The organism is Microbacterium canaveralium (assembly GCF_047238045.1).
Classification (GTDB): Bacteria; Actinomycetota; Actinomycetes; order Actinomycetales; family Microbacteriaceae; genus Microbacterium.
This window is the reverse complement of sequence record NZ_JBDFMA010000003.1, coordinates 2,981,827-3,005,100: the sequence shown is the minus strand read 5'-3', so window position 1 is coordinate 3,005,100 and position 23,274 is coordinate 2,981,827. Positions and strand designations below refer to the sequence as shown.

Genomic DNA, 23,274 nt, shown 5'->3' with positions numbered 1-23,274 from the left:
GGCTGGACGCATGCACGGCGAGTACAAGGTCCCCGGCGGGAAGCTGGTCGTCGTCGACCTCGACGATACGGACGGCCGGATCTCCGGCTTCCACCTCGCGGGCGACTTCTTCCTCGAACCCGACGACGCTCTCGACGACATCGACGCGGCCGTCAACGGCCTGCCGATCGAGTCGGACGTTCCCACGATCGCCGCCGCGATCCGGGCCGCGCTGCCCGAGGGGGCGCAGCTGCTCGGCTTCACGCCCGAATCGGTCGCGACGGCGATCCGCCGCGCGCTGGTCACGGCGCCGGGCTGGGCGGACTTCGAGTGGGAGGTCGTGCACGACGCCCCCGTCTCGCCGCGGATGAACCTCGCGCTCGACGAGGTGCTCACCGCGCGCGTGGGAGCAGGTCTGCGCAAGCCCACGCTGCGCCTGTGGGAGTGGAACGAGAACGCCGTCGTGATCGGGTCGTTCCAATCGCTGCGCAACGAGGTCGACCCCGAGGGTGCCGCGAAGCACGGCTTCGACGTCGTCCGCCGCATCTCGGGTGGCGGGGCGATGCTCATGGCCGCCAACTCGATCGTCACCTACTCGCTGTACGTTCCGGCGTCGCTCGTCGCGGGCATGACGTTCGCCGACTCGTATGCGTTCCTCGACGACTGGGTGCTACAGGCGCTGCGGTCGCTCGGCATCGACGCCGTCTACCAGCCTCTGAACGACATCGCCGGACCCCACGGGAAGATCGGGGGTGCCGCGCAGAAGCGCCTCGCCAACGGCGGCGTCCTCCATCACGCGACCCTCAGCTACGACATGGACGGGCAGGTGCTCACCGAGGTGCTGCGCATCGGCCGTGAGAAGCTCAGCGACAAGGGCACGGTCTCGGCGGCGAAGCGCGTCGACCCGCTGCGGAGCCAGACGGGCCTCCCTCGGGATGCCGTCATCCAGCGGTTCATCGACACGTTCACGACGCTCTACGGAGCCACCGAGGGGCATATCACCGAAGAGGAATATGCCGAGGCCGAGGCGCTCGTCGCATCGAAGTTCGCTACCGACGCGTGGCTGCAGCGCGTTCCGTGAGCGATTCGACCCTGGCTGGCGTTCTCGATCACGGCACCGTCGAGATCCACCACGCCGACAACCTCGCCGTGACGCCCGCGCTCGCCGCCGGATCGTTCACCCTCGTCTACCTCGACCCGCCCTTCAACACCGGTCGCACGCGGTCGAAGGCCGTGGAGTCGGCGCGATGGACTCCGCCCGCGGACGAGACGCCGGATGCCGAGGAGCCGGTGGTCGTGGCATCCGAACCGCCCCGTGACCCGGCGATGCTCGTCTTCCCGGGCGAGGACGAACCCGCTCCGGCCCCGGTCGTGCAGCGCGGGTTCCACGGGCGCGACTACGCGCGGCTGCGAGGTGATCTGCGCACGTACGACGACCGCTTCGACGACTACTGGGCGTTCCTCGAGCCGCGTCTCGAGGAAGCGTGGCGCCTGCTCGCCGACGACGGCACGCTGTACCTGCACCTCGACTACCGCGAGGTGCACTACGCCAAGGTCATGTGCGACGCGCTGTTCGGGCGCGACCGGTTCCTCAACGAACTCATCTGGGCATACGACTACGGTGCGAAGACGCGGCGCCGCTGGCCCACGAAGCACGAGACGATCCTCGTGTACGTGAAGAACCCCTCCGCGTACTTCTTCGACTCGGATGCCGTCGACCGCGAGCCGTACATGGCGCCCGGCCTCGTGACCCCCGAGAAGGCGGCGCGCGGCAAGCTCCCGACCGACGTCTGGTGGCACACCATCGTGCCCACGACCGGCCGCGAGAAGACGGGCTACCCGACGCAGAAGCCCGAGGGCGTGCTGCGGCGCATGGTCCAGGCATCCAGTCGCCCCGGCGACCGTGTGCTCGACATGTTCGCCGGCAGCGGCACTCTCGGCGCCGTCGCCGCTCCGCTCGGCCGCCACAGCGTGCTGATCGACGACAACGCCGACGCGGTGGCCGTGATGCGCGCGCGCCTGCCCGGAGCCCGCGTCGCTCGCTGACGCCCGCTCGCGTCGGTGCACCCGCCCGGTGCGGCCCCGTCCTGCATCGCCGAGACTTCATCGCGCCGACATCTCTCTTGCAGCCTGCAAGGGAGAGGTCGGCTGGATGCCGTCTCGGTGAAACCGGGGCGGGCGCGAGGGGATCGCGGAAGTTAGGGTTGCCTAATGACCCATGTCTTCGACCCGGAAGTTCGCCGCGCCGTCCTCGCGCACATGAACGTCGACCATCGCGACGACAACGTGCTGATCGCGAGGGCCTTCGGTCCGGATGCCGCGATCTCGACCGCCGAGATGACCGGCTTCGACGGCGACGGCGGGGAGTGGATCATCGGTCCGGAGGCCGAGGCCTTGCGCGTGCCGTGGCTCGGCGGGCCGATCGCGGAGCGCGCCGAGGTGCGCCGGGAGATCGTGGCTCTCTACGACGAGGCGTGCCGACGCCTCAACGTGACACCTCGCCCGCACTGACGAAAAGTGAAGGTTAGGCTTGCCTAACTGTTTGCGTATGATGGCCTCATGAGCGACGTCGTCTCCTTCTCTGCCGCCCTCCGCGCGCGATCCCGGAGCGCCCACTCCACGAGTGAGCACGCCGGGTTCATGGCCGACCTGGTGAGCGGGGCGGGAACGCGCGACGACTACGTCGCCCTCGTCGCCCAGCACTGGTTCATCTACGCCGCTCTGGAGGAGGCGACCGAGCGGATGCGGGTCGACCCCGTGGCATCCGTGTTCCTCAGTGACAAGCTGACGCGTCTGCCCGCGATCGAAGCAGACCTCGACTTCCTCATCGGGCGGGATTGGCGCGAGACCGTCGTGCCGCTCCCGACCACCCAGGCGTACGTCTCGCGCATCCGCCGCGTCGCGGCGACCTGGCCCGGCGGCTTCGTCGCCCACCATTACACGCGCTACCTCGGCGACCTGTCGGGTGGCCAGTTCATCGGACGCCTCATGAAGCGGCGTTTCGGCTTCGACACCAACGGCATCGGCTTCTACCTCTTCGGCGACATCGCCGACCCGGAGGAGTTCAAGAACGTCTACCGCGAGAAGCTCGATGCCGCCCCGTGGGACGACGCCGAGAAGGAACGCGTCATCGACGAGGTGCTCGTGGCCTATCGCTTCAACACGGAACTGTTCGAGGACCTCGCGCGGGCGAAGGCGGCTCAGACGGCCTGAACCCCGTCCTTCTGCCTCGCGTCGGCGGCGTTCCCGCGCCCGCGCCGCGCGGCACGACGGCGCACGATCAACAGCGCGGCGATGACCGCCGCGACCACGACGAGGACGAGGGCGTACAGGCTCCACGGCGGGGCCGCGATCCCGAAATCGACGACGAGCGGCGCGACGGCGTCCGCCCCGAGACCGACGCCTTCGGGTCTGACTTCGACGCGGCCGGCGAGCCATCCGATCGAGAACGCGGAGAACTCGCGGGTGACGTGCACGGCCGATCCGGTGACGATCTCGGGAAGCTGGGTCGGTGTCGTCGAGGCGGGGACGAGACCGTCGACGGTGAGCGTGTCGACACCGGTCAGGCGGGTGTTGCCGGTGTTCTCGAGCGAGTACTCCACGACGACACGACCGGACTCGAACGGATTCCACGATCCCTCGTACCGCGCGGTCACGCCGGTCACGGCCGCTGCGGGGACGAGGTCGCCCGCCACGCGGAGGTTGATGCGCGTGCCCAGACGTCGCTCGACGGACAGCGAACTCGAGGCCTCTCGACTCGTCAGCGACGTCACGATCCCGGCCGAGTGGTCGCCCGGGCGGGCGTCGGCGGGCACGGTGATGGTGAACGGGACGTCGGCGGACTGGCCCGGCGCCAGCTCCACCGACGTCTGTCCCACCGAGACCCAGGTGCCGGCATCCGCGGACGGCGTTCCGTCGGCGAGGACGTCGATCTCACCGCTCGCGGCGGTGAACGCGTCGGCCGCGTACACCGTGAGCGGCAGCGGCTCCGTGCCGGTGTTGACGACGATCATCGTGTCGGAGATCACCGCGCCGGGGTCGGCCGTGTACGCGAAGTTCGCCCGCCCGCTGCCGTGGGTGTTGTCGGCCGTCTGCACGCTCCACGCGATCCCGCCGCCGTCGGCGAAAGCGGCAGGCGGCGACGCCGCCGCACCCAGGGCGAGGCCGAGGGCGAGCGCGGAGGTGAGGGCGACGAGACGGAGGGACGGGAGCGCGGTCACGGGAGGGCTTTCGGGTCGGGAAACGACGGGGCCCCGGCCGACGCCGGGGCCCCGAGGGGGTTTACTGCAGGGCGGTGATGGTCAGCTTGCTCGCGTAGTCCCCGGCGGGGGTGGTCCCCGGGATGACGAGCGTGAGGTCGGCTCCCACGGTGGCGCTGGCGGCCGACGTCGACGAGGCCAGGACGCGTGACGAGCCGAGGCCGGTGCCGCCCAGCCGCGTCGAGGCGACCTCGGTGCCTCCGGTCACGGTCGAGCCCGCCGAGACGAGCTTCGGCTTCCACCCGAGCAGGTCTCCCGAGAACGATTCACCCGTCGACGACGTGAAGGCGCCGACCTGACCCGAGATGCTCCACGTGTACGGCGAGGTGCCGCCGGCTCGGGTGTCGGTCACGACGATGTTGGTGAGCGAGCCGGATGCCACGAAGTTCGCGCCGTCCTGGACCGCGGTGCCGAGGTTCGCGGGCGAAGTCCCCTCGAACGCCCACCCGAACGAGCCGGTGGGGTTGTCGACCCACGCGGGGACGTCGACGATCACGTCGGATGCGGCGGCGAAGGTGATCGGGGTGAACGTCTCGAACGGTGCGTAGACCGCGCCGCTGCCGGCGTACGTGAAGATGCCGAACGTGCCGGCGGCGAGGTTCTGCGCCTCGGTCGTGCTGAGGGCGAGGTCGACCGAGAAGGTGCCGTCGGCCTTCAGCTCGATCGCGCCGCTGTTCGTGCCGCCGATCGTCGACATGCTCGCGGCGGGCACGGCCCACTTCTGAGCGATGACCGAACGTGCCGAGGAGGGGGCGCCGGCCGACGGCTTCCACACGTCGGCGAACTTGCCGAACACGACGTAGGCGCCGCTGAACTGTCCGGCCAGCGGCGGGCGGGTGCCGTTGGTGGCGGTCGCGGACGGCAGGAAGCCGCTGCCGCTGACCGTGACGGTCTCGCCCTGCGCGAGGCCGCTGGTCTTGGAGACGGTCACGGTGGGGCCGGCCGTCGGCGCCACCGTGTACGCGATCGAGAGCGGGGTCGCGGGCTTGCGCACGTCGGCCGATCCGCCCGACGAGTACCAGTAGGAGCCCTGGCCGGTCTTGATCTGGAAGTCGATGAACGGCTGGGGGAACGCACCCGACGAAGCCCCGCCGGTGACCTGCGCCACCGACCCGGCGGGCACGGTGACGGTCCGCCCGAGGTAGTCGGGAGTGACGGTGAACCCGGTGGCCGTCACGTCGACGCCCGTCAGGGTCGCCACGACGACGTCGGTCTCGGGCGTGAGGCTCTCGAACTTGTCGGGGTCGTCCATCGAGGTGCCGTAGCCGCCGAGCGTCGCCGTCACGGTGCCCGTGCCGTCCGACGCGACGGTGAGCTTCGGATCGGTGATCCACGACCGGGTCATGCCGGAGTAGAACGCCGACGTGAACGAGCCCGTCCACTGGATGACGGCGGTGTTGGCATCCACGTCGACCGTTCCGGTTCCGCCGGAGATCTCGACGATGTGGCCGGAGTTCAGGCCGTTGCCGGTCGTGATCGTCGTGCCGGCCGCGTCGGTGCGCAGTCCGGCGAACGTCGCGTCGGCGTAGCTGCCGTCGGCCTGGAGCTTGAGGATCTCGACGTTGCCGTCGCTCTGCTTCCAGTTCGTCGAGGTGACGCGGTCGGACGACGACGTCGCGGTGACGATCCCGGCCGAGAGCAGGTTGACGGTTCCCGGGGCGAAGGCCGCGGCGTTCGCCTCGGCGTTGATGCCCCATCGGAACACGGCTCCGTCGACGGTCGACGCGGCCGCGTGGGCCGGAGCAGCGACGAGAGCGCCGCCGAGCGTCAGCGCCGCCGTGAGGGTCGCGGCGGCGAACATCGCCGGCCGAGACCGGCGTCTGGGTGAGGAGTCCACGTGATTTCCCTTCTCCCGCCCTCGGCGATTCCCGACGGCGCGCGTCGGCTGCGCCCGATGGCGGGCGCAGGAGTGCAGGTTAGGCTTACCTAAGCACGTTCGTGAATCTCTGGCAATGTTAAGGATAGGCTTGCCTAACTCGGAGGTTCACACATGACACGTCGACCGGTTCGCGGTCTCGCCGCACTCGCCCTGACGCTCGCGGCGGCGCTGGCTCTCACCTCGTGCACGGCCTCCGGTTCGGCCCACGGCGCCGGCGGCCCGGCCACGCCGCCGCTCTCCTCGGTCACCCCCGAGACAGACCCGCTGGCGTGGGAGGGGCCGTCCACCGCGATCGCGGCATCCGCCCCGATCGACCCCGTGACCGACGGTGCTCCGGCGCTCCCGGCGACCGTCACCGACGCACAGGGGTCGGTCGTCACCGTCTCCGACACCTCGCGCATCCTCGCGCTCGACATCTACGGTTCGCTCTCGCGCATCGTCTTCGAGCTCGGCCTCGGCGACTCCGTCGTCGCCCGTGACGTCTCGAGTGCCTTCCCCGAGGCGGAGCACCTGCCGGTCGTCACCGAGAACGGACACGATCTCAACGCCGAGGCGATCCTCGACGCCGCCCCCACCGTCATCCTCACCGACACGAGCCTCGGCCCGTGGGACACGATTCTGCAGATGCGGGATGCCGGCATCCCCGTCGTCGTCGTCGACTCCCACCGTTCGCTCGACTCGGTCGGGTCGCTGATCCAGCAGGTCGGGGACGCGCTCGGTGTCCCGCAGCGCGCCGCCGCGCTCGCCGCGCGGAGCACCGCCGCGGTGGATGCCAAGATCGCGCAGATCGCCGCGATCGCGCCTGCGGACCCCGCGAAGAAGCTGCGCATGATGTTCCTGTACGTGCGCGGACAATCGGGCGTCTACTACCTCTTCGGCGAGGAGTCCGGCGCCGACAGCTTGATCGAGGCGCTGGGGGGCATCGACGTCGCCGGCGAGATCGGCTGGACCGGGATGCGGCCGATCACCGATGAAGCGCTCGTCCAGGCCGACCCGGACCTGTTGATCATGATGACGAAGGGGCTCGAGTCGGTCGGCGGCGTGGACGGGCTCGTCGAGCACCTGCCCGCCGTCGCGCAGACCGACGCGGGTCGCCACCGCCGAATCGTGGACATGGCTGACACCACCGTGCTGAGCTTCGGTCCCGCGTCGGCCGAGGTGCTCGACGCCCTCGCCGTCGCGGTCTACGCGCCGGGGGCGACGGAGTGAGTGCGGCCCTCGCCGAGCGGCATCCGACGAGGCTTCCGGCGCCGGCTGCGCGTGACCGGTTCCGTGCGCCCGCGGTGTTCGTCGTCCTCGCGGTGGCGCTGGTGGGGCTCGTCGTCGTCTCCGCGGGGAGCGGTCAGCTCTCGATCCCCCCAGACCAGGTCGTGGGGGTGTTCGCCCGCGCGTGGAACACCGGCGTCCGCGCGATCGGCCTCGGCATCCTCTCGGTTCCTCCGGGAGCGGCGATGGAGCACGTCAACGGCGAGGCCACGCTCTGGCTCATCCGGATGCCGCGCCTGCTCATGGCCGTGCTCGTCGGGGCGACCCTGGCGACCGCCGGTGTCGTCATGCAGGGCGTCTTCCGGAACCCCCTTGCCGAGCCCGGCGTGATCGGCATCTCCTCGGGTGCGGCGGTGGGCGCATCGGCATCCATCGTCTTCGGGCTGGGTTTCCTCGGGCCGCTGACCCTCCCCGTGCTCGCCTTCGCGGGCGGGCTCGTGGCGACCGTGATCGTGTACGCGTCGGCGCGCACCGACGGACGCACCGAGGTCGTGACCCTCGTGCTGACCGGCATCGCCGTCAACGCCGTCGGGGGCGCGGCGATCGCGCTCTTCACCTACCTCGGGTCGACGCAGCAGCGCGAGCAGATCGTGTTCTGGCAGCTGGGCTCGCTGAACGGCACGCGATGGGACGACCTCGCGATCGTCGCGCCGCTCGCGGTCGTCGGGATCGCCGTATGCCTCTTCCTCGCCGGACCCCTCGATCTGCTCTCGCTCGGCGAGCGGCAGGCAGAGCACCTCGGCGTCCGTGTCGAACGGCTGCGGGTGATCGCGATCGTCGTGATCGCGGCGCTGACGTGTGCCGCGGTCGCGTTCTGCGGGATCATCGGCTTCGTCGGTCTCGTCGTGCCCCACCTGATGCGGATGCTGCTCGGCCCCGGGCATCGTCTGCTGCTCCCCGCCAGCGCGCTCGGCGGCGCGGTGCTCCTGGTGGCGGGCGATCTCGTCGCGCGCACCGCGGTGCCGGGATCGGAGCTGCCGATCGGGATGCTGACGGCGCTCATCGGCGGTCCGTTCTTCTTCTGGTTGCTGCGGCGCACGCGCCGTCGGTCGGGGGGATGGGGATGACGGCGGTGCTGCGCGCGCGGGGGCTCTCGGTCGATGTGGGCGGGCGTCGCGTGCTGCGGGGCATCGACCTCGACTTGAGGTCCGGGGAGATGCTCGTCCTCGTCGGGCCCAACGGCGCCGGGAAGTCGACGCTGCTGTCGGTGCTGGCGGGGGACCGCACTCCGGCCGCCGGATCGCTCGAGCTCGACGGCGCCGTGCTGGAATCGTGGCCGGTCCTGGAGCGTGCGCGCCGGAGGTCGGTGCTCACGCAGAGCAACGACGTGTCGTTCCCCTTCGTCGTGCGCGACGTCGTCCGCATGGGACGGGCGCCGTGGCGGCGGCATCCGGCGGCCGCGCGAGACGACGACGCGGTTGCCGAGGCCATGACGGCCGGCGAGGTCGCCGCGTTCGCCGAGCGCCCCGTCACGGGGCTCTCGGGCGGAGAGCGTGCGCGGGCAGCCTTCGCCCGCTCGTTCGCCCAGGAGTGCGCGATCGCGCTGCTCGACGAGCCGACGGCGAGTCTCGACATCCGGCATCAGCATCGTGTCCTCGCGCGTACCCGCGAGCGGGTGAACGCCGGGGGAGCCGCGATCGTCGTGTTGCACGACCTGGGGCTCGCCGCCGCGTACGCCGACCGCATCGCCCTGCTCGACGGCGGCCGCGTCGCCGCGGTCGGCCCGCCGCGCGACGTGCTCGAACCCGGACTGCTCACGCGGGTCTACCGGCATCCGATCGACGTCGTCGACGGACCCCGCGGGACGCTGCTCGTCCTCGCCGACACCGCACCCCTCCCGTCCGTCGACCCCGGAGAACAGCTCGCATGACCTCTTCGCCCCGCCTTCTTCTCGCCGCAGCGACCGCAGCGACCGCCGCGATCGTCGCGGTGTCGGGCGCCGTGGTCGCCCCGCCCGCGTGGGCCGCCGGGACGGTGTCGATCGCCGGTCCCGACGGCACGACGGCGCTCGCCGAAGACCACGCGACCTCGATCACGGTGTCGGGCTCGGGGTTCCAGTCGATCCCGAAGGGGTTCGGCGGCATCTATGTGCTGTTCGGCTGGGTCGACGACGCGGCGGGGGGAACATGGCGCCCCAGCGTCGGGGGATTGGTCGGCGAGGACTATCGGTACGTGCCCGACAGTGAATCGGCCGACAACAACGGCTACCAGCGGTTCCTCGCGTTCCCTGGCGGTCAGACCGAGAGCTCCGCGAACGGCACCCTCGGCACCGACGGTTCGTGGTCGGTGGGGATGGTCATCCCCGGTGCCGTGTTCGAGAGCCAGGACCGCGACGGTCGCGTGACGTCGGTCGACTGCCGCACCGTCACGTGCGGCATCATCACGATCGGCGCCCACGGGGTGAAGAACGCCAACAACGAGACGTTCACGCCCGTGTCGTTCGCGGCCGCGGCAGCGCCGGCGGGGGAGCAGGATGCCGCGCCCGCCGAGGCGCCCGTCGGCGCGGTGCGCGTCGGGGTCGAATCGGGCACCGTCTCGGCCGGATCGTCGATCGTGTTCACCGGTCAGGGCTTCACCCCGGGGGAGCAGGTTGTCGCGGCGCTCGACGGAGGCCTGACAGCGGTCGGTCCGCTCACCGCCGGGGCCCAGGGCGAGGTCGCGGCGGCGCTGCCGGTGCCGCGCGACATCCGCGACGGCACTCACCTCCTCACGCTGCGCGGCGCGGGGTCCGGCGGCGTCGCCGAGGCCGAGGTGAGCGTCACCGGAGGTACCGCCGAGGCGGCCGTCGACGCCACTCCCGCGATCCCGACCTGGGCGATCGTGCTGTTGCTGGCGTGCATCGCCCTGTCGTTGGTGCTCGTGATCGCGAGCATCGTCGCCGCGATCCTCCGGGCGCGGGAGGCTCGGCGTGCGCGCCGGGCGGCACGATCCGGCATCGCGACGGAGCAACGGCCGTCGGGGGTCGGTGCGTCCGCGGTCGGTGCCGGGGCGGGGCCCGGGGCCCAAGCCGAGACCGTCGCGATGGGGACCAGCCGATGAGGGCGGCGGCGATCGTGCGAGCGGGGCTCGCCCTCGCTCTGGCCCTCGTGACGGTCGGCGGCGCGGTCCCGGCCACCGCCGCGGGACCGGACGACGTCATCGTCACCGTTCCCGGATCGGGGGGCTCCGCGGGCGGAGACGGCGCGATCACGAACGCGCAGCTGCGGTGGGGGCTGAACGCGGAATCCGGCGGGGGAGCGTTCGCGGGCGGATGCAACTTCCTCAGCGCCGGCCGCGCGGGCGATGCCGGCGGCTCCCGGGTGTGGGGGCAGAACGACGGCCTCTACCGCGCCCAGGACGGCCGCGTGCGGATCGAGAAGCCCACCGCCTCGGGCGGGTGGACGGCGGCCGCGTGGGAATCGAAGTGCCTCGACCCGAGCGGATCCGCGGTGTCGGTGGCATCCACGTCGAGCACGACCGGCAACCAGGTCGTGATCGACGGGGGCGTGGGGGAGCGTCGCGACGGAGCGCTCGAGATCCGCTGGGCGGGGTCGTTCACGGTGGCGTACTACGGCGGAATGACGTATTGGAGCGTGACCGATCCGCAGCTGACCCTCGACGCGTCGGGCAACGGCCGACTCGTCGGCGAGGCCAGCGGGTACGGCACGTCGATGGACGACCTGTCGGCGTGGACCCCGGTCGCCCCGCGCGAAGTGGTCCTCGCCGAGATCCGCTCGGCCGGGTCCAGCGCCGACCGCGGGTTCACCGTCACGCCCGAGTACCGCGGCGTCGCGACGACGGGCGCCGGCCAGGTCGCCCGCTCCGCCGCGAACGAGGCGTTCTGGGGATCGTTCCCGCAGTCGTTCGTGGACTTCCACCGACTCACGGGTCAGCAGGGGTACTGGCTCACGACCGGTGGCATCCGTGATGCCGCGAAGCCCGCCACCCCGATCACGGTGAGCTACGACGCGGCGACACCGGTCGGGGCACCCCCGCCCGCGGGGGCAGGTGGGGCGACGGCGGCCGGTGTGCCGAACAACCCGCTGCGGCTCGCCCCGGCTGCGGCGGATCCTTCGGTCCCCGCGCGCGCGTTCTTCGCCGCCAACGCCCCGCTCACGACGCAGCCCCAGGGCGCCGCGCTCGTGCCCTCCGCTCGCGGCGGCATCCCCGCGGTCGTCGCGCCGCTGCTGGGCTCGGCCGCGGCGCTCGGCGTCGGGATCGTGGCGGTGCTGAGCATGATGCGCGCGCTCCCGTGGCAGCGCCGCCTCGTGCGCTAGGCCGTGGCTCCGGCCGCCGCCCCCGCCGCCCCCCCCCGCACCCCATTTCCCGCGAGACTTCATCGCGCTGACATCTCCCTTGCAGCCTGCAAGGGAGATGTCGGCTGGATGCAGTCTCGCGGCCGGGGGCTGCGCGGAACGACCGCAACCGCGCGCGGATGTCGGGGTACGGCCCTAAGGTGAAGCCCATGGAATTCGGCATCTTCGTCCCGCAGGGTTGGCGCTTCGATCTGGTGGGCATCGACCCCGCAGACCAGTGGCGGGCCATGAGTTCGCTCGCGCAGAGCGCCGACGAAGGGCCCTGGTCGTCGATCTGGGTCTACGACCACTTCCACACCACTCCCGTGCCCAGCGCCGAGGCCACGCACGAGGCGTGGACGCTGATGGCCGCGTTCGCCGCCGTCACCGACCGCGTGCGGCTCGGCCAGATGTGCACCTGCATGGGCTATCGCAACCCGGCGTATCTCGCGAAGGTCGCCGCGACGGTCGACCTCATCTCGGGCGGTCGCGCCGAGATGGGCATCGGCGGCGGCTGGTACGAGCACGAGTGGCGCGCGTATGGCTACGGGTTCCCGCCGATCGCCGAGCGACTCGGGCGTCTTCGCGAGGGCGTCGAGATCATGCACCAGGCCTGGACGACCGGGTCCGCCACTCTCTCCGGCAAGTACTACGAGGTCGACGGCGCGATCGTCCAGCCGCAGCCGCTGCAGGACGGCGGCATCCCGCTCTGGATCGCCGGCGGCGGTGAGAAGGTGACGCTCAAGGTCGCCGCGAAGTACGCCTCGTACACGAACTTCGGCGGGTCGCTGGAAGAGTTCGACCACAAGTCGGAGGTGCTGCGCGGCCACTGCGAGGCGCTGGGCCGTGACTTCGGCGCCATCACACGGTCGACGAACTTCAACACGATCGTGGCGGACACCGAGGCCGAGGCCGACGAGCGGCTGGCCGCCGTCGTGGCGCGCCTCCGGCCCCACGTGGGCGACGAGCGGGCGGATGCCATCGAGGCCGACTACCGCTCCTCCGACGCGTTCGGCACGCCCGAGCAGATCGTCGAGCGACTGCGCGCCCGCGCCGAGCACGGCCTCGGCTACGCCATCCACTACTTCCCCGAGGCCGCGTACGACACCTCGGGCATCACGCTGTTCGAGCGCGAGGTGGTTCCCGCTCTCGCCTGACCCCTCCCGCCCCCGCGCGTGGGGAGTCAAGAATCGTCGCTTGGGCGGGGCGCAAGCGACAGATATCGACCCCTCACGCGCCGGGGCGCGTCAGACCAGTGGGGCGACGTCCGAGTACGCGTCGGACTCGACGGACGGGGTGGATGCCGGGGCGCCGAAGAGGCGCGCGCGGCGGGTCCCGGCATCCCAGGCGGCCCACCCGGGGTCGCCCGTGCGCGCGAACCGGACGGCGGCGGCGTGCATCGCGTCCGCCACCCCGACGGGCGGCGTGTCGCCCGCGATCGCGGCCACCCCGTCGGCGTCGAGGTGGTCGAACCAGAACGGCACGTCGAGGCAGTGGCAGGCGTACCCGATCGAGGGTGACGGCCAGGCGAAGCGGTACACCCACGTCGCGGCGTCGGGGCGGGCGCGCGCGGTGCGCAGCACGACCGAGCGGATGACGCGGTCCGAGACGTAGCCGCCGAGCCGCGCGGCCGCGCCGCGCCGTCGCGACCGGGCGAGGTACGCGCGCCGTCGGGAGCGACCCAGGCCGAGGGTCGCGAGGGTCAGCGGCACCGGGATGAGGCTCAGCAGGTGCTTCGCGCGGGCGGTGAGCATCGTGAACTCGTCGTCGGTCGACCCGATGACCAGCGGGATGCTCGAGGAGGCGCCAGCGGCGATGGCCTCGAGCGGTGGCTGCGGGAGCAGGTCGCCGTCGACGACGGGACCGATCGGCAGCCCGTCGTCGAGGAGAGCGGTGATGCCGGCGAGGCGACGTCGTCCCTCGGGTTTCTGCGCCTGTCGCTGCAGCTCGAGGAGGTTCTCCTCGGGGAGGCTCGAGAACCCCTCGCGGTCGGCGCGGACCCCGGCGAGGGCGGCCACGCGGTCGGCGAAGCGGCGAGCGGCGGGCATCGTCACGGCCCCGAGCGCGGGGGAGAGGGCCATCGCGCCGTGGAACAGTCCGGATGCCGCGGGCGAGGCCAGCAGCGCGAGCACCGACCCTCCCCCGGCAGACTGCCCGACGATCGTCACCCGCGCGGGGTCTCCACCGAAGGCCCGGATCTCGTCGCGCACCCACTCCAGCGCCGCGATCTGGTCGCGCAGCCCGCGGTTGGACGGGGCGCCGTCGATGGTTCCGAACCCGTCGAAGCCGAGCCGGTACGAGACGACGACCGTCACGACCCCGTCGCGGGCGAAAGCGTCGCCGTCGTACCACCGGCTGGCGGGCGACCCCGTCGTGAAACCACCGCCGTGGATCCACACGAGCACCGGGAGCACGGCATCCGGTGTCGCGTCCGACGGCGCGAAGACATTGACGTTCAGCGTCGCATCGCCGGGGACGCTCGGTTCGGGGATCAGCGTGATGCCGGTGTCTCCGCGCTGGGCGGTCGGGCCGTACTCTGTCGCGTCGAGCACGCCGTCCCACGGGTCGACCGGCTTCGGGGCGGCGAACCGCAGGGGCCCGACCGGGGCTTGGGCGAACGGGATGCCGAGGAACACCGCGGTCTCACCGCGGCGGAACCCCCGGACGGCTCCGTGCGAGGTGGTGGCGACAGGCGTGGCATCCATGTCCCCATCCTGGCGCAGGGGTGTGTCACGGCGTCGCGCGCGGACCCGGCTCGGCCGATCACGCCCCGTCCCACCAGCGCAGCACGCGCAGCGCGAAGAAGGTGAGCCACCGGGACGGCTCGCCCGCGGGGGCGTCGACCGGGAACCACTCGCGGCCCACGGGCGGGTGCTGCTGATGCCACGTTCCGTCGGTGGCGCGCGCCGCGCGGACCGTGTCGATCGCCTCGGCCAGCCGCGGGTCGGGGGCGGTCCCGTCGTACTGTGCGGCGGCGCGGAAGTGATCGAGGGCGCGAAGCGCGCTGTAGCGGTGCCGGAACGGATACCCCAGGTGGTCCGCCCAGCGATGCTTCTCGCCGGTCGACAGCCGATACAGCAGTCGGCGCTCGAGCAGGTACTCCTCGGCGCCTCGGCGCGCGTCGTGCGATTCCGGGGTCCCACCGGTACGCCATTCGTCGTCGAGGATGCCGATGACGGAGTTCAGCGTGGAGTGGAACGACGACCGCGTCGAACCCTCCACCCACTCGCAGTTCCACCCGCCGTCGGGCAGGCGGTGCTCGACGAACCAGTCCCGGATGCCGCGGACGTCGGCCCCGAGCCACGCACCGTTCGCGAGGGTGAACGCGTTGATGCAGGCATCCACCTCGCCGTCCCAGAACGGCAGGTCCTCGTACTCCCAGCGGGCGTGCCGCTCCAGCAGCCCCGCGGTGTCGGGGCGAAGGGCCGTGGCATCCACGCCCCATTCGCGCAGGCTCATCAGCGACCACGACGTGGCGGTCCAGGGCTGCCCGGGCTCGTCGCCGCCGAAGTCGGCGGGGAAGTGCGCGCCCCCGGCGAACCGGCCGTCCTCGTCCTGGTGGGCGAGCAGCTGTGCGCCGAAACCCTCGCGGGCCACCAGCGCGCGGGTCTGCTGCCACTGCTCCGCGGGTGCGTCGAGCAGGTCGCGCTCGACCTTCCACCGCAGCGCGGGGTCACTGTCGTGCAGCCACGTGAGCACGTCGTCGGTCATGCCCGGGACGCTACGCGCCGGTCGCCCTGCCGTACATAGTTCGGGCGTGTCGGTGCGCGTCGTGCGGTCGTCCTGTTGATCGCCGGAGGCGCGGCGCACCCCGCCCAGGCGCACCCCCGGCGCAGGCGCAGCGGCGCACCCCCGCGTCAGGCGTCGCGGCGGGCGCCCTGCGACGGCGTCACGGTGAAGACGTTCGGGGCGCGGAATCCGGATGCCGCGAACGCGGCGTGCACGGCCTCGGTCGCCGTCGGCACCAGCTCGGCGGGGATGAGCGCGATCGCCGCCCCGCCGAAGCCGCCGCCGGTCATGCGCGCGCCCAGGGCGCCCGAGGCCAGGGCCGTTTCGACCGCGAGGTCGAGCTCGGGCACCGAGATCTCAAAGTCGTCGCGCATCGAGGCATGCGACGCGGTGAGCAGGTCGCCGATCGCGGTCGGGCCCTCGGCGTCGAGCGCCGCGACGGTGTCGAGCACGCGCTGGTTCTCGGTCACGATGTGGCGCACGCGGCGGAAGGTCACGTCGTCGAGGATTTCCTCGGCACGGGGCAGGTCGTCGACCGTGAGGTCGCGGAGTGCGGGGACGCCGAACGCGGCCGCGCCCTTCTCGCACGAGGCGCGGCGCTCGCGGTACCCGCCGGAGGAGTGCGCGTGCTCGACGAGGGTGTCGACGACGAGGATCTCCAGGCCCGCCTCGGCGAACCCGAGCGCGACCGGGCGCGTCTCGAGCGAGCGGCAGTCGAGGAACGTCGCCGCGTCGGCGACGCCGAGCATCGACGCCATCTGATCCATGATCCCGGTCGGCGCGCCGACCGCGTCGTTCTCGGCCGTCCGGCCCACGCGGGCGAGCGCGACGGGATCGAGGCCCGCGGCCCACACGTCGTTGAGGGCGGATGCCACGGCCCCCTCGATCGCGGCGGACGAGGAGAGGCCGGCACCCACCGGCACTCCCGACGCCAGGGCGATGTCGACGCCGCGAGGCGTGGCATCCGGGGCCGCCGTGCGCAACGCCCAGGCCACCCCCAGGGGATACCCGGCCCAGTCGAGGCCGCCCGCGGCGATGCGGGCGTCGAGCTCGGCGAGCGACACCTCGACGCCCGTCTCGGCGAACGTCGAGCGCACGCGGATGATGTCGTCGTCGCGGAGCGCGACCGCCGCCGCGGTGCGCTGCGCGATCGCGAACGGCAGAACGAAACCCTCGTTGTAGTCGGTGTGCTCGCCGATGAGGTTGGCACGCCCCGGCGCCGACCACACGCCCACGGCGGGCGCGTCGGTCAGAGTGGCGAGCAGGGCGCGGGCATCGTCGACGGCGGTCATGCCGTCACCTCCGGAACGGTGTCGAGGGCGGCACGCACGCGCTCGGCCTGCGATTCGGGGGTGATGTCGCCGATCCACGCGCCCATGGCGGCCTCAGACCCGGCGAGGTACTTGAGCTTGTCGGCGGCGCGGCGCGGCGACGTGATCTGGAGATTCAGCCGCACGCTGTCGCGGGCGCGTCTCACCGGCGCCTGGTGCCACGCGGCGATGTAGGGCGTGGGGGTGTCGTACAGCGCGTCGATGCCGCGAAGGAGTCGCAGGTAGAACGGCGCGAGCTCGTCGCGCTCGGCATCCGTCGTCTCGGCCAGGTCGGCGACGTGGCGGTGCGGCAGCACGTGCACCTCGACGGGCCAGCGTGCCGCGAACGGCACGAACGCGGTCCAGTGCTCGCCGCGCAGGACGACGCGGGGGCCGGATGCCTCGAACTCGAGGATGCGCTGGAACAGGTCGGGCGACGTGCGCGCGACGGTGTCGAGAAGGCGCTGGGTGCGAGGGGTGACGTACGGGTACGCGTAGATCTGGCCGTGCGGATGGGGGAGGGTGACGCCGATCTCCTGCCCGCGGTTCTCGAACGGGAACACCTGCCGGATGCCCGGGAGCGCTGACAGCGCGGCCGTGCGGTCTGCCCACGCCTCGATCACGGTGCGCGCGCGGGTGCGCGAGAGCGTGCCGAAAGAGCCTTCGTGCTCGGGGCTGAAGCACACGACCTCGCAGCGTCCGACGGAGGTGCGCGTGCGTCCGAGTCCGAGGTGTTCGAGGTCGTCGTCGCCGCGCGGGGGATCGATCGCGGCCGGGGCGTCACCGGTGGCGACGTCGAGCGCCGGACCGAACGACGGCGACTTGTTCTCGAACACCGCGACGTCGTATCGCGCGGGGATCTCGGACGGGTTGGTCGGCGTCTGCGGTGCCAGGGGGTCGAGGTGCGCGGGCGGGAGGAACGCCCGGTTCTGGCGATTGGATGCCACGGTGATCCAGTCGCCGGTGAGGACGTCCTGCCGCATGATCGCGGTGCTCGGGCGCGGGTCGAGGGTGCGGGTGTCGATCGCGCGCTCGGGGCCGAGGGTCGTGTCGGCGTCGTCGAAGTAGATCAGTTCGCGGCCGTCGGCGAGGCGCGTGGGGCGCTTGACGACTCCGGCGCCGAGGGCCACCGCGGTGGGGCTGTCCGTGTTCACGATAACACGCTACAGATCAGGCGTGATATCGTCAACACGAAGGGGGTGGCATGCGCGTATCAATGGCCGACGTGGCCGCGGCGGCGGGGGTTTCCGCTCAGACCGTCTCGCGCGTCGCCAACGGCAGCCCCCGGGTCGATCCGGCCACCCGGGCTCGCGTCGAGCGGGCGATGAGCGACCTCGGCTATCGCATGCACCGCGCCGCCCGCGCCCTGCGCACCGGGCAGACTTCGACGATCGGCCTGGTGGTGTCGACGCTGGCATCCGTCGGCAACTCCCGCATGCTGCAGGCCATCTCCGAGGCGGCCGCCGCGCGCGACTACGCCCTCGCCGTCGTGACGGTGGGGGAGCGTGGCATCCAGGATGCCTTCGCCCGCCTGCGTTCACAGGGCGTCGACGGGGCCGTGGTGCTGAACGAGGCGACCGAGCTGGCTCGCGACGTCGATCCGCCGGGCGACCTCCACCTCGTCGTCGTCGACTCGCCGCCCGACGACCGCTTCTCGATCGTGCAGACCGATCACGCAGGCGGCGCTCGGATCGCCGTCGAGCACCTCCTCGCACTCGGCCACGACACCGTGCACCACATCGCCGGTCCCGCGCGCTCCTTCGCCGCCACCGAACGCGAGCGGGGATGGCGTGCCGCGCTCGCCGACGCCGGGCGTCGCGCCCCTGATCCCGTCCGCGGCGACTGGACCTCGGCATCCGGTCACCGCGCGGCCGCGGAACTCGGCGCCGCCACCGCGGTGTTCGTCGCCAACGACCAGATGGCGCTCGGCGCTCTGCGGGCGTTCGCGGACGCCGGCCGGCGTGTGCCCGACGACGTCGCGGTCGTGGGGTTCGACGACATCGTGGATGCCGCCGAGTATCGCCCCCCGCTCACGACGGTGCGGCAGGACTTCGATGCCCTCGGCGCGCGAGCCGTCGCGGCGCTTGTTTCGGCGATCGAGGGGGGCACGCCGGTCGGCGAGACGGTTCCGGCGACCCTCGTCGTGCGGGAGAGCGCCCGCTGACCTTCCGGGCGCCCGGTCAGGTCGTGGCCGGGCGCGTCGGTTGGTGGTGCGTCCATTCCCCGCCCACCCGGTCGTACCGCAGCCGGGTGTGGCGTCGGTCGGCGGCGCCCTCCCAGAACTCGACATGGTCGGGACGAAGGCGCCACAGCACCCAGTCGCCAGGCGCAACTCTCGCGCGCGCCGTCGCAGACCGCGCGGCCAGATCGGCGGCGCTGTCCTCTGGCGTGGCCTCGACGACGCGCCCGCGCACCCGGACGGCTCGGAGAACGGGCGGCCACCAAAAGTTCAGTGCCGCCGCGGGCCGGTCCGCCAGTTGAGCGCCCTTGGCCGAGGTGCGCGTGCTCGCGAAGGCCCAGCCCGCCGGACCGACGTCTTTGAGGATCAGGGTGCGGGCGTCGGGGACGCCCTCGGCGTCCACCGTCGCGAGGGTCGCCGCGTGGGCCTCAATGACTCCGGCATCCACGGCATGGCGGATCCACCGTTCGAACAGCTCCTCGGGTGAGGCCGGGAGCGGGGCGGTGTCGGGCTCGGAAGCGGCTCCGGTGAGCGAGGGGAGGGACCGGAGCCACGCGGCGAACGTCATGCCCTCATTCTGCGCGCCGTCCGTTGCGAGCGTGATCGGCGCGATCGGGCGTGACGTCCGCTGGTCAGTGCGGCTCGTGCCACCCCTGCTCGAGAATGCGGAAGCCGGCCTCGATCATCGCGGTCGCGTCGTCGTGCTCGAACGCGAGGATCTCCAGCTGCAGCACCATTCGCGCGTAGACGCGGATCCCGGCGTCGGGCTCGTCGCGCCCGAGGCTGTGCGCGATCGCGTCGGCGAGGGCGCCCTCGTGGCGCAGCCACATGCGGTCAACGTACGCGCGGAGCGCGGGAGTCGAGGAGATGAGATCCATGAACCGGCGGCGATTCGTGCCGTCGGGGTCGTCGGCGACGTCGAGGAGTTCGCGCCGGTAGAGGTCGCGGAGAGCCTCGGACACGGACGTTCCGGGTGCGCGATCGCGGACCGCGCCGACCAGGAGCTCGCGCTGCTCATCATCCTCGTCGAAGACGAGCGCCTCCTTCTGGGGGAAGTGGGCGAACACGGTCGTGGGGGAGACGTCGGCGGCCTCGGCCACCTCGCGGATGCTCACGGCGTCGAAGCCGCGCTCGAGGAAGAGGGACGTGGCGGCGTCGGAGATCGCCTTGCGGGTGGCGGCCTTCTTGCGCTCGCGGCGCCCCGGCTGATCGGTCACGCCCCTACTCTACCGGACCCACTCCATAACTGTATTGACACCAAAACTGGTATCGATACAGTTATGGCGTGACTTCACCATCTCTCTCTCCGCGCGACGACCGCCGCGCCTGGATCATGCTCATCGTCATCACGATGCTCACGACGGCCGGAATGACCGTCGTGCTCCCTGTGCTGCCCTTCGTCGTGCTGCGCTACGTCGCGAACCCTGGCGATCTCGCCGTTTGGGTCGGCGTGCTCGAAACCGTCAACGCGCTGTGCGCGTTCCTGGTCGCTCCCTTCCTCGGGCGCCTCTCCGACCGCTTCGGCCGGCGCCCGATCATCGTTATCGCCGGCTTCGGCGCGACTGTCGGCTACCTGCTGTTCGGTATCGGCGGCGCCTTGTGGGTGCTGCTGCTCGGTCGGATCGTGCAGGGCGTCACGGCGGGGGACCTGCCCGCGCTCTTCGCATACCTCGCCGACATCACCCCGCCCGAGAAGCGCGCGCGCCGTTTCGGGGTGCTGGGCGCGCTGTCGGGCATCGGCACGATGGTGGGACCCGCGCTGGGCGGCCTCCTCGCCGCGATCGACGTCGACCTCCCCGTCTTCGTGACCGCGGGGCTCGCCCTCACCGTCGCCGTGCTCAGCCTGTTCCTGCTCCCCGAGAGCCTCGCGACGGAGAAGCGGATCCCCACCCTCGACCTCCGCGGTGTGCATCCGCTCGCCGTCTTCCGCGGGGTGTTCCGTCGACCGGAGCTGCGCGGGCTGATGATCGGCCTCATCCTCGTCGGGCTGCCGTTCGGGTTCTTCGTCAACAACTTCAGCGTGCTCGCCCTGGATGCCATCCACTGGACGCCCACATCCATCGGCCTCCTCACCGCGTGCGTCGGCATCATCGACATCGCGATCCAGGGAGTGTTGCTCGGCATCCTGCTGCCCCGTATCGGTGAGCGGGGCGTGATCGTCGGCGGCATCCTGACTCAGGCGGTGGGGCTCGCCGCCCTCGCGGTCGTCGCGTCGCTGCTGGCCCAGCCGTGGCTGTTCGTCGTGGGAGCGCTGACGCTCGCGGCGGGTCAGGGGGCGGCGACCGCCACGATGGACGGGGTCCTTTCCACCACCGTCGGCGACGACGAGCAGGGATGGCTCGCGGGCGCCGCGCAGTCGCTCAACGCCGCGATCGGTGCCGTGGCGCCCTTCGTTGCAGGACTGCTCTACGCCCACGTCGCGCACGCCGCGCCCTACGCGCTGGGCGTCGCGCTCATGGTGGCGGCCGCGGTGGTCATCGGCCGTGCCCGGTTCGCGAGTCCCTCCCTGCGCCCGAAGGCCACGGATGCCGACTCCCTCGCACCCGCATCGGAGCCCGGCATCCGGTGAGGCTGCCACCGCCGGGGTTGGGGCGCGAGCCGTCGTTCGGGGCGCAGAATAAGCGCCCCGAACGAGGTATTCCGCGCCGAACTCGGCGTCTCCTCCGGCGCTTACTCCTCGAGCTGCCCCAACTTCGGCTGCGCCACGAAGCGCGCCACGGTCTCGACGACCTGCTCGAGCTCGAGCACCACGATCTCGTTCGCGCCCGCGCGCAGCACCGGCGACGGCACGTACAGCGTTCGCTGCGGAACGTTCTGCCAGTACCGGCCGAGGAAGAAGCCGTTCACGAACGCGAAGCCTTTGCCCCACGCCGTGGTGTCGAGGAACAGGTCGGTCGGCGTGTCGATGTCGAACGCGGCGCGCAGGAGCGCGCGGCCGAGCGTGCCGGCGCCGGTGCCCGCGGCCGCCGCGAGGTCGATGGGCGTCGCCGTCCAGCCGGTCAGCGGCCGGCCGTCGAGCGTCGCGCGCCCGATGAGCCCCTTCTCCTCGCCGAGGCGGTGGCCGTAGTTGACGCGGCCCTGATCCTCGACGAGCACCGTGAGCCGCGCACCCGCCGGGATCGCGAGCGCCCGCTCGTGCAGCGTGCGCGACAGACGCCCGACGAACACGCCGTCGACGTGGACCCACGCGAGGTCGCGCACCTCGCCGAACGCGAGCACGGCCGGACCGTCCGCGGGCAGGTCGACGTCGTACCGCACGAGCGGGCCGAGATGGCCGAGGTCCTCGAAGGTCGCGGGCGCATCCGAGCCGGAACCCGTGGATGCCGGCATCCAGTCGCCCTCGCCGGAGAGCGCCACCTCGAACACCGGCGCGTCGGGCCGTGCCGACGGCTCGAGGTCGGGCACGGGCGCGTACTTCGCGATCACGTCGCGGAAGGCGTGGAACTTCGCCGTCGGGTGCCCGGCCTCGTCGATCGGGGCGTCGTAGTCGTACGACGTGACGATGGGGTCGAAGCGTCCCTTGTCGTTCGCGCCGTTCGTGGTGCCGAAGTTCGTGCCGCCGTGCACCATGTAGATGTTCACCGACGCACCTGCCGCGAGCAGCACATCGAGGTCGTGGGCGGATGCCGCGGGGTCGGTGGTGTGGTGGATGCTGCCCCACCAGTCGAACCAGCCGTCCCAGAACTCCGAGCACATGAGCGGACCGGTGGGCTGGAACTCGCGCAGGGTCTCGAGGCGCTCGGCCGACCGCGAGCCGAACGAACCGGTGAGGTGGAGTTCGGGGAGGCTGCCGTTCTCGAGCATCCAGGGCATCGGCTGATCGACGGTCGTCAAGGGCACGGTGATGCCGGCGTCGCGGGTCACGCGCACGAGCTCGCGCAGGTAGTCCTTGTCGGAGCCATAGGCGCCGTACTCGTTCTCGATCTGCACGAGGACGACGTTGCCGCCGCGGTCGATCTGCCGCGGGACGACGATCTCGTACACACGCTCGAGGTACTCGGTGACGGCGGCGAGGTACTGCGGCTCCGAACGGCGCAGGCCGATCCCCGGGTTCGACGTCAGCCACACGGGGAGCCCGCCGTTGTGCCACTCGGCGCAGATGTACGGGCCCGGGCGCACGATCGCATGCAGCCCCTCGGCGGCCACCAGGTCGAGGAAGCGTCCGAGGTCGTTCCACCCGGTGGCATCCCACTCTCCGCGCACGGGCTCGTGCGCGTTCCACGCGACGTAGGTCTCGATGGTGTTGAGGCCCATGGCTTTGGCGGTGCGGATGCGATCGGCCCAGTGCTCGGGGTGGATGCGGAAGTAGTGCAGAGTTCCGGAGATGACCTGGAAGGGTTCGCCGTCCAGGAGGAAGTCGGTCTCGCCGATGGTGAAGGTGGTCACGTTCTCTCTCGGG

General features: G+C 71.9%; 21 protein-coding genes. 12 read left to right on the top strand and 9 right to left on the bottom strand.

The window, feature by feature from the left end; all coding sequences use genetic code 11:
• Nucleotides 1-10 precede the first annotated feature (10 nt).
• From lplAB to ABC271_RS15290, 4 genes are all read left to right on the top strand, one after another.
• Entirely contained in the window at nucleotides 11-1,060 is a 1,050-nt protein-coding gene (gene lplAB / locus ABC271_RS15305; RefSeq protein ID WP_412925693.1) for a lipoate-protein ligase LplAB, read from the top strand.
• Nucleotides 1,057-2,025 carry a DNA-methyltransferase gene (locus tag ABC271_RS15300; RefSeq protein WP_412925692.1) on the top strand — a complete coding sequence of 323 codons (969 nt, stop codon included), beginning with the start codon at nucleotides 1,057-1,059 and terminating at the stop codon, nucleotides 2,023-2,025. The genes lplAB and ABC271_RS15300 overlap by 4 nt, the downstream gene beginning before the upstream one ends.
• A 165-nt stretch (nucleotides 2,026-2,190) precedes the next feature.
• Entirely contained in the window at nucleotides 2,191-2,490 is a 300-nt protein-coding gene (locus ABC271_RS15295) for a DUF2470 domain-containing protein (RefSeq protein WP_412925691.1), read from the top strand.
• Nucleotides 2,491-2,538: 48 nt separating this feature from the next.
• Complete coding sequence (locus ABC271_RS15290; RefSeq protein WP_412925690.1) at nucleotides 2,539-3,192, top strand: biliverdin-producing heme oxygenase; 654 nt, start codon at nucleotides 2,539-2,541, stop codon at nucleotides 3,190-3,192.
• Here the strand turns inward: ABC271_RS15290 and ABC271_RS15285 are convergent.
• Together ABC271_RS15285 and ABC271_RS15280 are read right to left on the bottom strand one after the other, a co-directional pair.
• A complete protein-coding gene (locus tag ABC271_RS15285; protein WP_412925689.1) occupies nucleotides 3,180-4,199 on the bottom strand; it encodes a WxL protein peptidoglycan domain-containing protein in 1,020 nt (339 codons plus the stop codon). The two genes, ABC271_RS15290 and ABC271_RS15285, sit on opposite strands and share 13 nt — an antisense overlap.
• A 61-nt stretch (nucleotides 4,200-4,260) precedes the next feature.
• Nucleotides 4,261-6,075 (bottom strand): hypothetical protein, encoded by a 1,815-nt coding sequence (locus tag ABC271_RS15280; RefSeq protein ID WP_412925688.1) that lies wholly within the window; start codon nucleotides 6,073-6,075, stop codon nucleotides 4,261-4,263.
• A gap of 153 nt (nucleotides 6,076-6,228) precedes the next feature.
• On the opposite strand from ABC271_RS15280, the gene ABC271_RS15275 reads away from it, so the two are divergent.
• From ABC271_RS15275 to ABC271_RS15250, 6 genes are all read left to right on the top strand, one after another.
• A complete protein-coding gene (locus ABC271_RS15275; protein ID WP_412925687.1) occupies nucleotides 6,229-7,326 on the top strand; it encodes a heme/hemin ABC transporter substrate-binding protein in 1,098 nt (365 codons plus the stop codon).
• Entirely contained in the window at nucleotides 7,323-8,450 is a 1,128-nt protein-coding gene (locus ABC271_RS15270; protein WP_412925686.1) for a FecCD family ABC transporter permease, read from the top strand. Before ABC271_RS15275 ends, ABC271_RS15270 begins: the two co-directional genes overlap by 4 nt.
• Nucleotides 8,447-9,253, top strand: coding sequence for a heme ABC transporter ATP-binding protein (locus ABC271_RS15265; RefSeq protein ID WP_412925685.1), 807 nt, complete (start codon nucleotides 8,447-8,449; stop codon nucleotides 9,251-9,253). The genes ABC271_RS15270 and ABC271_RS15265 overlap by 4 nt, the downstream gene beginning before the upstream one ends.
• Nucleotides 9,250-10,422, top strand: coding sequence for a hypothetical protein (locus tag ABC271_RS15260; RefSeq protein ID WP_412925684.1), 1,173 nt, complete (start codon nucleotides 9,250-9,252; stop codon nucleotides 10,420-10,422). The genes ABC271_RS15265 and ABC271_RS15260 overlap by 4 nt, the downstream gene beginning before the upstream one ends.
• Nucleotides 10,419-11,639: a hypothetical protein gene (locus ABC271_RS15255; RefSeq protein ID WP_412925683.1), complete on the top strand. Its 1,221-nt coding sequence runs from the start codon at nucleotides 10,419-10,421 to the stop codon at nucleotides 11,637-11,639. The genes ABC271_RS15260 and ABC271_RS15255 overlap by 4 nt, the downstream gene beginning before the upstream one ends.
• A gap of 188 nt (nucleotides 11,640-11,827) precedes the next feature.
• Nucleotides 11,828-12,814, top strand: a complete 987-nt coding sequence (locus tag ABC271_RS15250; protein WP_412925682.1) for an LLM class F420-dependent oxidoreductase — start codon at nucleotides 11,828-11,830, stop codon at nucleotides 12,812-12,814.
• Between the two features lie 90 nt (nucleotides 12,815-12,904).
• On the opposite strand, the gene ABC271_RS15245 is transcribed toward ABC271_RS15250, so the two are convergent.
• The 4 genes from ABC271_RS15245 to galT form a co-directional block, all read right to left on the bottom strand.
• Nucleotides 12,905-14,362: a carboxylesterase/lipase family protein gene (locus tag ABC271_RS15245; protein WP_412925681.1), complete on the bottom strand. Its 1,458-nt coding sequence runs from the start codon at nucleotides 14,360-14,362 to the stop codon at nucleotides 12,905-12,907.
• Nucleotides 14,363-14,420: 58 nt separating this feature from the next.
• Complete coding sequence (locus ABC271_RS15240; RefSeq protein ID WP_412925680.1) at nucleotides 14,421-15,368, bottom strand: squalene cyclase; 948 nt, start codon at nucleotides 15,366-15,368, stop codon at nucleotides 14,421-14,423.
• A 146-nt stretch (nucleotides 15,369-15,514) separates the two neighbouring features.
• Nucleotides 15,515-16,678: a galactokinase gene (gene galK / locus ABC271_RS15235; RefSeq protein WP_412925679.1), complete on the bottom strand. Its 1,164-nt coding sequence runs from the start codon at nucleotides 16,676-16,678 to the stop codon at nucleotides 15,515-15,517.
• Complete coding sequence (gene galT, locus ABC271_RS15230; RefSeq protein ID WP_412925678.1) at nucleotides 16,675-17,850, bottom strand: galactose-1-phosphate uridylyltransferase; 1,176 nt, start codon at nucleotides 17,848-17,850, stop codon at nucleotides 16,675-16,677. Before galT ends, galK begins: the two co-directional genes overlap by 4 nt.
• 50 nt (nucleotides 17,851-17,900) lie before the next feature.
• On the opposite strand from galT, the gene ABC271_RS15225 reads away from it, so the two are divergent.
• Entirely contained in the window at nucleotides 17,901-18,860 is a 960-nt protein-coding gene (locus ABC271_RS15225) for a LacI family DNA-binding transcriptional regulator (protein ID WP_412925677.1), read from the top strand.
• Between the two features lie 16 nt (nucleotides 18,861-18,876).
• Here ABC271_RS15225 and ABC271_RS15220 read toward each other — a convergent pair whose 3' ends face one another.
• Nucleotides 18,877-19,443: a pyridoxamine 5'-phosphate oxidase family protein gene (locus ABC271_RS15220; RefSeq protein ID WP_412925676.1), complete on the bottom strand. Its 567-nt coding sequence runs from the start codon at nucleotides 19,441-19,443 to the stop codon at nucleotides 18,877-18,879.
• 64 nt (nucleotides 19,444-19,507) lie between these two features.
• Nucleotides 19,508-20,092 carry a TetR/AcrR family transcriptional regulator gene (locus ABC271_RS15215; RefSeq protein ID WP_412925675.1) on the bottom strand — a complete coding sequence of 195 codons (585 nt, stop codon included), beginning with the start codon at nucleotides 20,090-20,092 and terminating at the stop codon, nucleotides 19,508-19,510.
• Between the two features lie 68 nt (nucleotides 20,093-20,160).
• Here ABC271_RS15215 and ABC271_RS15210 point away from each other — a divergent pair, with 68 nt between their 5' ends.
• Nucleotides 20,161-21,444: an MFS transporter gene (locus ABC271_RS15210; RefSeq protein ID WP_412925674.1), complete on the top strand. Its 1,284-nt coding sequence runs from the start codon at nucleotides 20,161-20,163 to the stop codon at nucleotides 21,442-21,444.
• A gap of 101 nt (nucleotides 21,445-21,545) precedes the next feature.
• Here ABC271_RS15210 and ABC271_RS15205 read toward each other — a convergent pair whose 3' ends face one another.
• Nucleotides 21,546-23,261, bottom strand: a complete 1,716-nt coding sequence (locus ABC271_RS15205) for a glycoside hydrolase family 35 protein (protein ID WP_412925673.1) — start codon at nucleotides 23,259-23,261, stop codon at nucleotides 21,546-21,548.
• Between the last annotated feature and the right edge of the window lie 13 nt (nucleotides 23,262-23,274).

Coding starts and splice junctions, on each gene's coding strand:
- ABC271_RS15290 (WP_412925690.1), top strand. CDS start 2,539: ATGAGCGACGTCGTCTCCTTCTCTGCCGCCCTCCGCGCGCGATCCCGG.
- ABC271_RS15220 (WP_412925676.1), bottom strand. CDS start 19,443: ATGACGTTCGCCGCGTGGCTCCGGTCCCTCCCCTCGCTCACCGGAGCC.
- lplAB (WP_412925693.1), top strand. CDS start 11: ATGCACGGCGAGTACAAGGTCCCCGGCGGGAAGCTGGTCGTCGTCGAC.
- ABC271_RS15245 (WP_412925681.1), bottom strand. CDS start 14,362: ATGGATGCCACGCCTGTCGCCACCACCTCGCACGGAGCCGTCCGGGGG.
- ABC271_RS15260 (WP_412925684.1), top strand. CDS start 9,250: ATGACCTCTTCGCCCCGCCTTCTTCTCGCCGCAGCGACCGCAGCGACC.
- ABC271_RS15255 (WP_412925683.1), top strand. CDS start 10,419: ATGAGGGCGGCGGCGATCGTGCGAGCGGGGCTCGCCCTCGCTCTGGCC.
- ABC271_RS15225 (WP_412925677.1), top strand. CDS start 17,901: ATGCGCGTATCAATGGCCGACGTGGCCGCGGCGGCGGGGGTTTCCGCT.
- ABC271_RS15240 (WP_412925680.1), bottom strand. CDS start 15,368: ATGACCGACGACGTGCTCACGTGGCTGCACGACAGTGACCCCGCGCTG.
- ABC271_RS15275 (WP_412925687.1), top strand. CDS start 6,229: ATGACACGTCGACCGGTTCGCGGTCTCGCCGCACTCGCCCTGACGCTC.
- ABC271_RS15250 (WP_412925682.1), top strand. CDS start 11,828: ATGGAATTCGGCATCTTCGTCCCGCAGGGTTGGCGCTTCGATCTGGTG.
- galK (WP_412925679.1), bottom strand. CDS start 16,678: ATGACCGCCGTCGACGATGCCCGCGCCCTGCTCGCCACTCTGACCGAC.
- ABC271_RS15295 (WP_412925691.1), top strand. CDS start 2,191: ATGACCCATGTCTTCGACCCGGAAGTTCGCCGCGCCGTCCTCGCGCAC.
- ABC271_RS15265 (WP_412925685.1), top strand. CDS start 8,447: ATGACGGCGGTGCTGCGCGCGCGGGGGCTCTCGGTCGATGTGGGCGGG.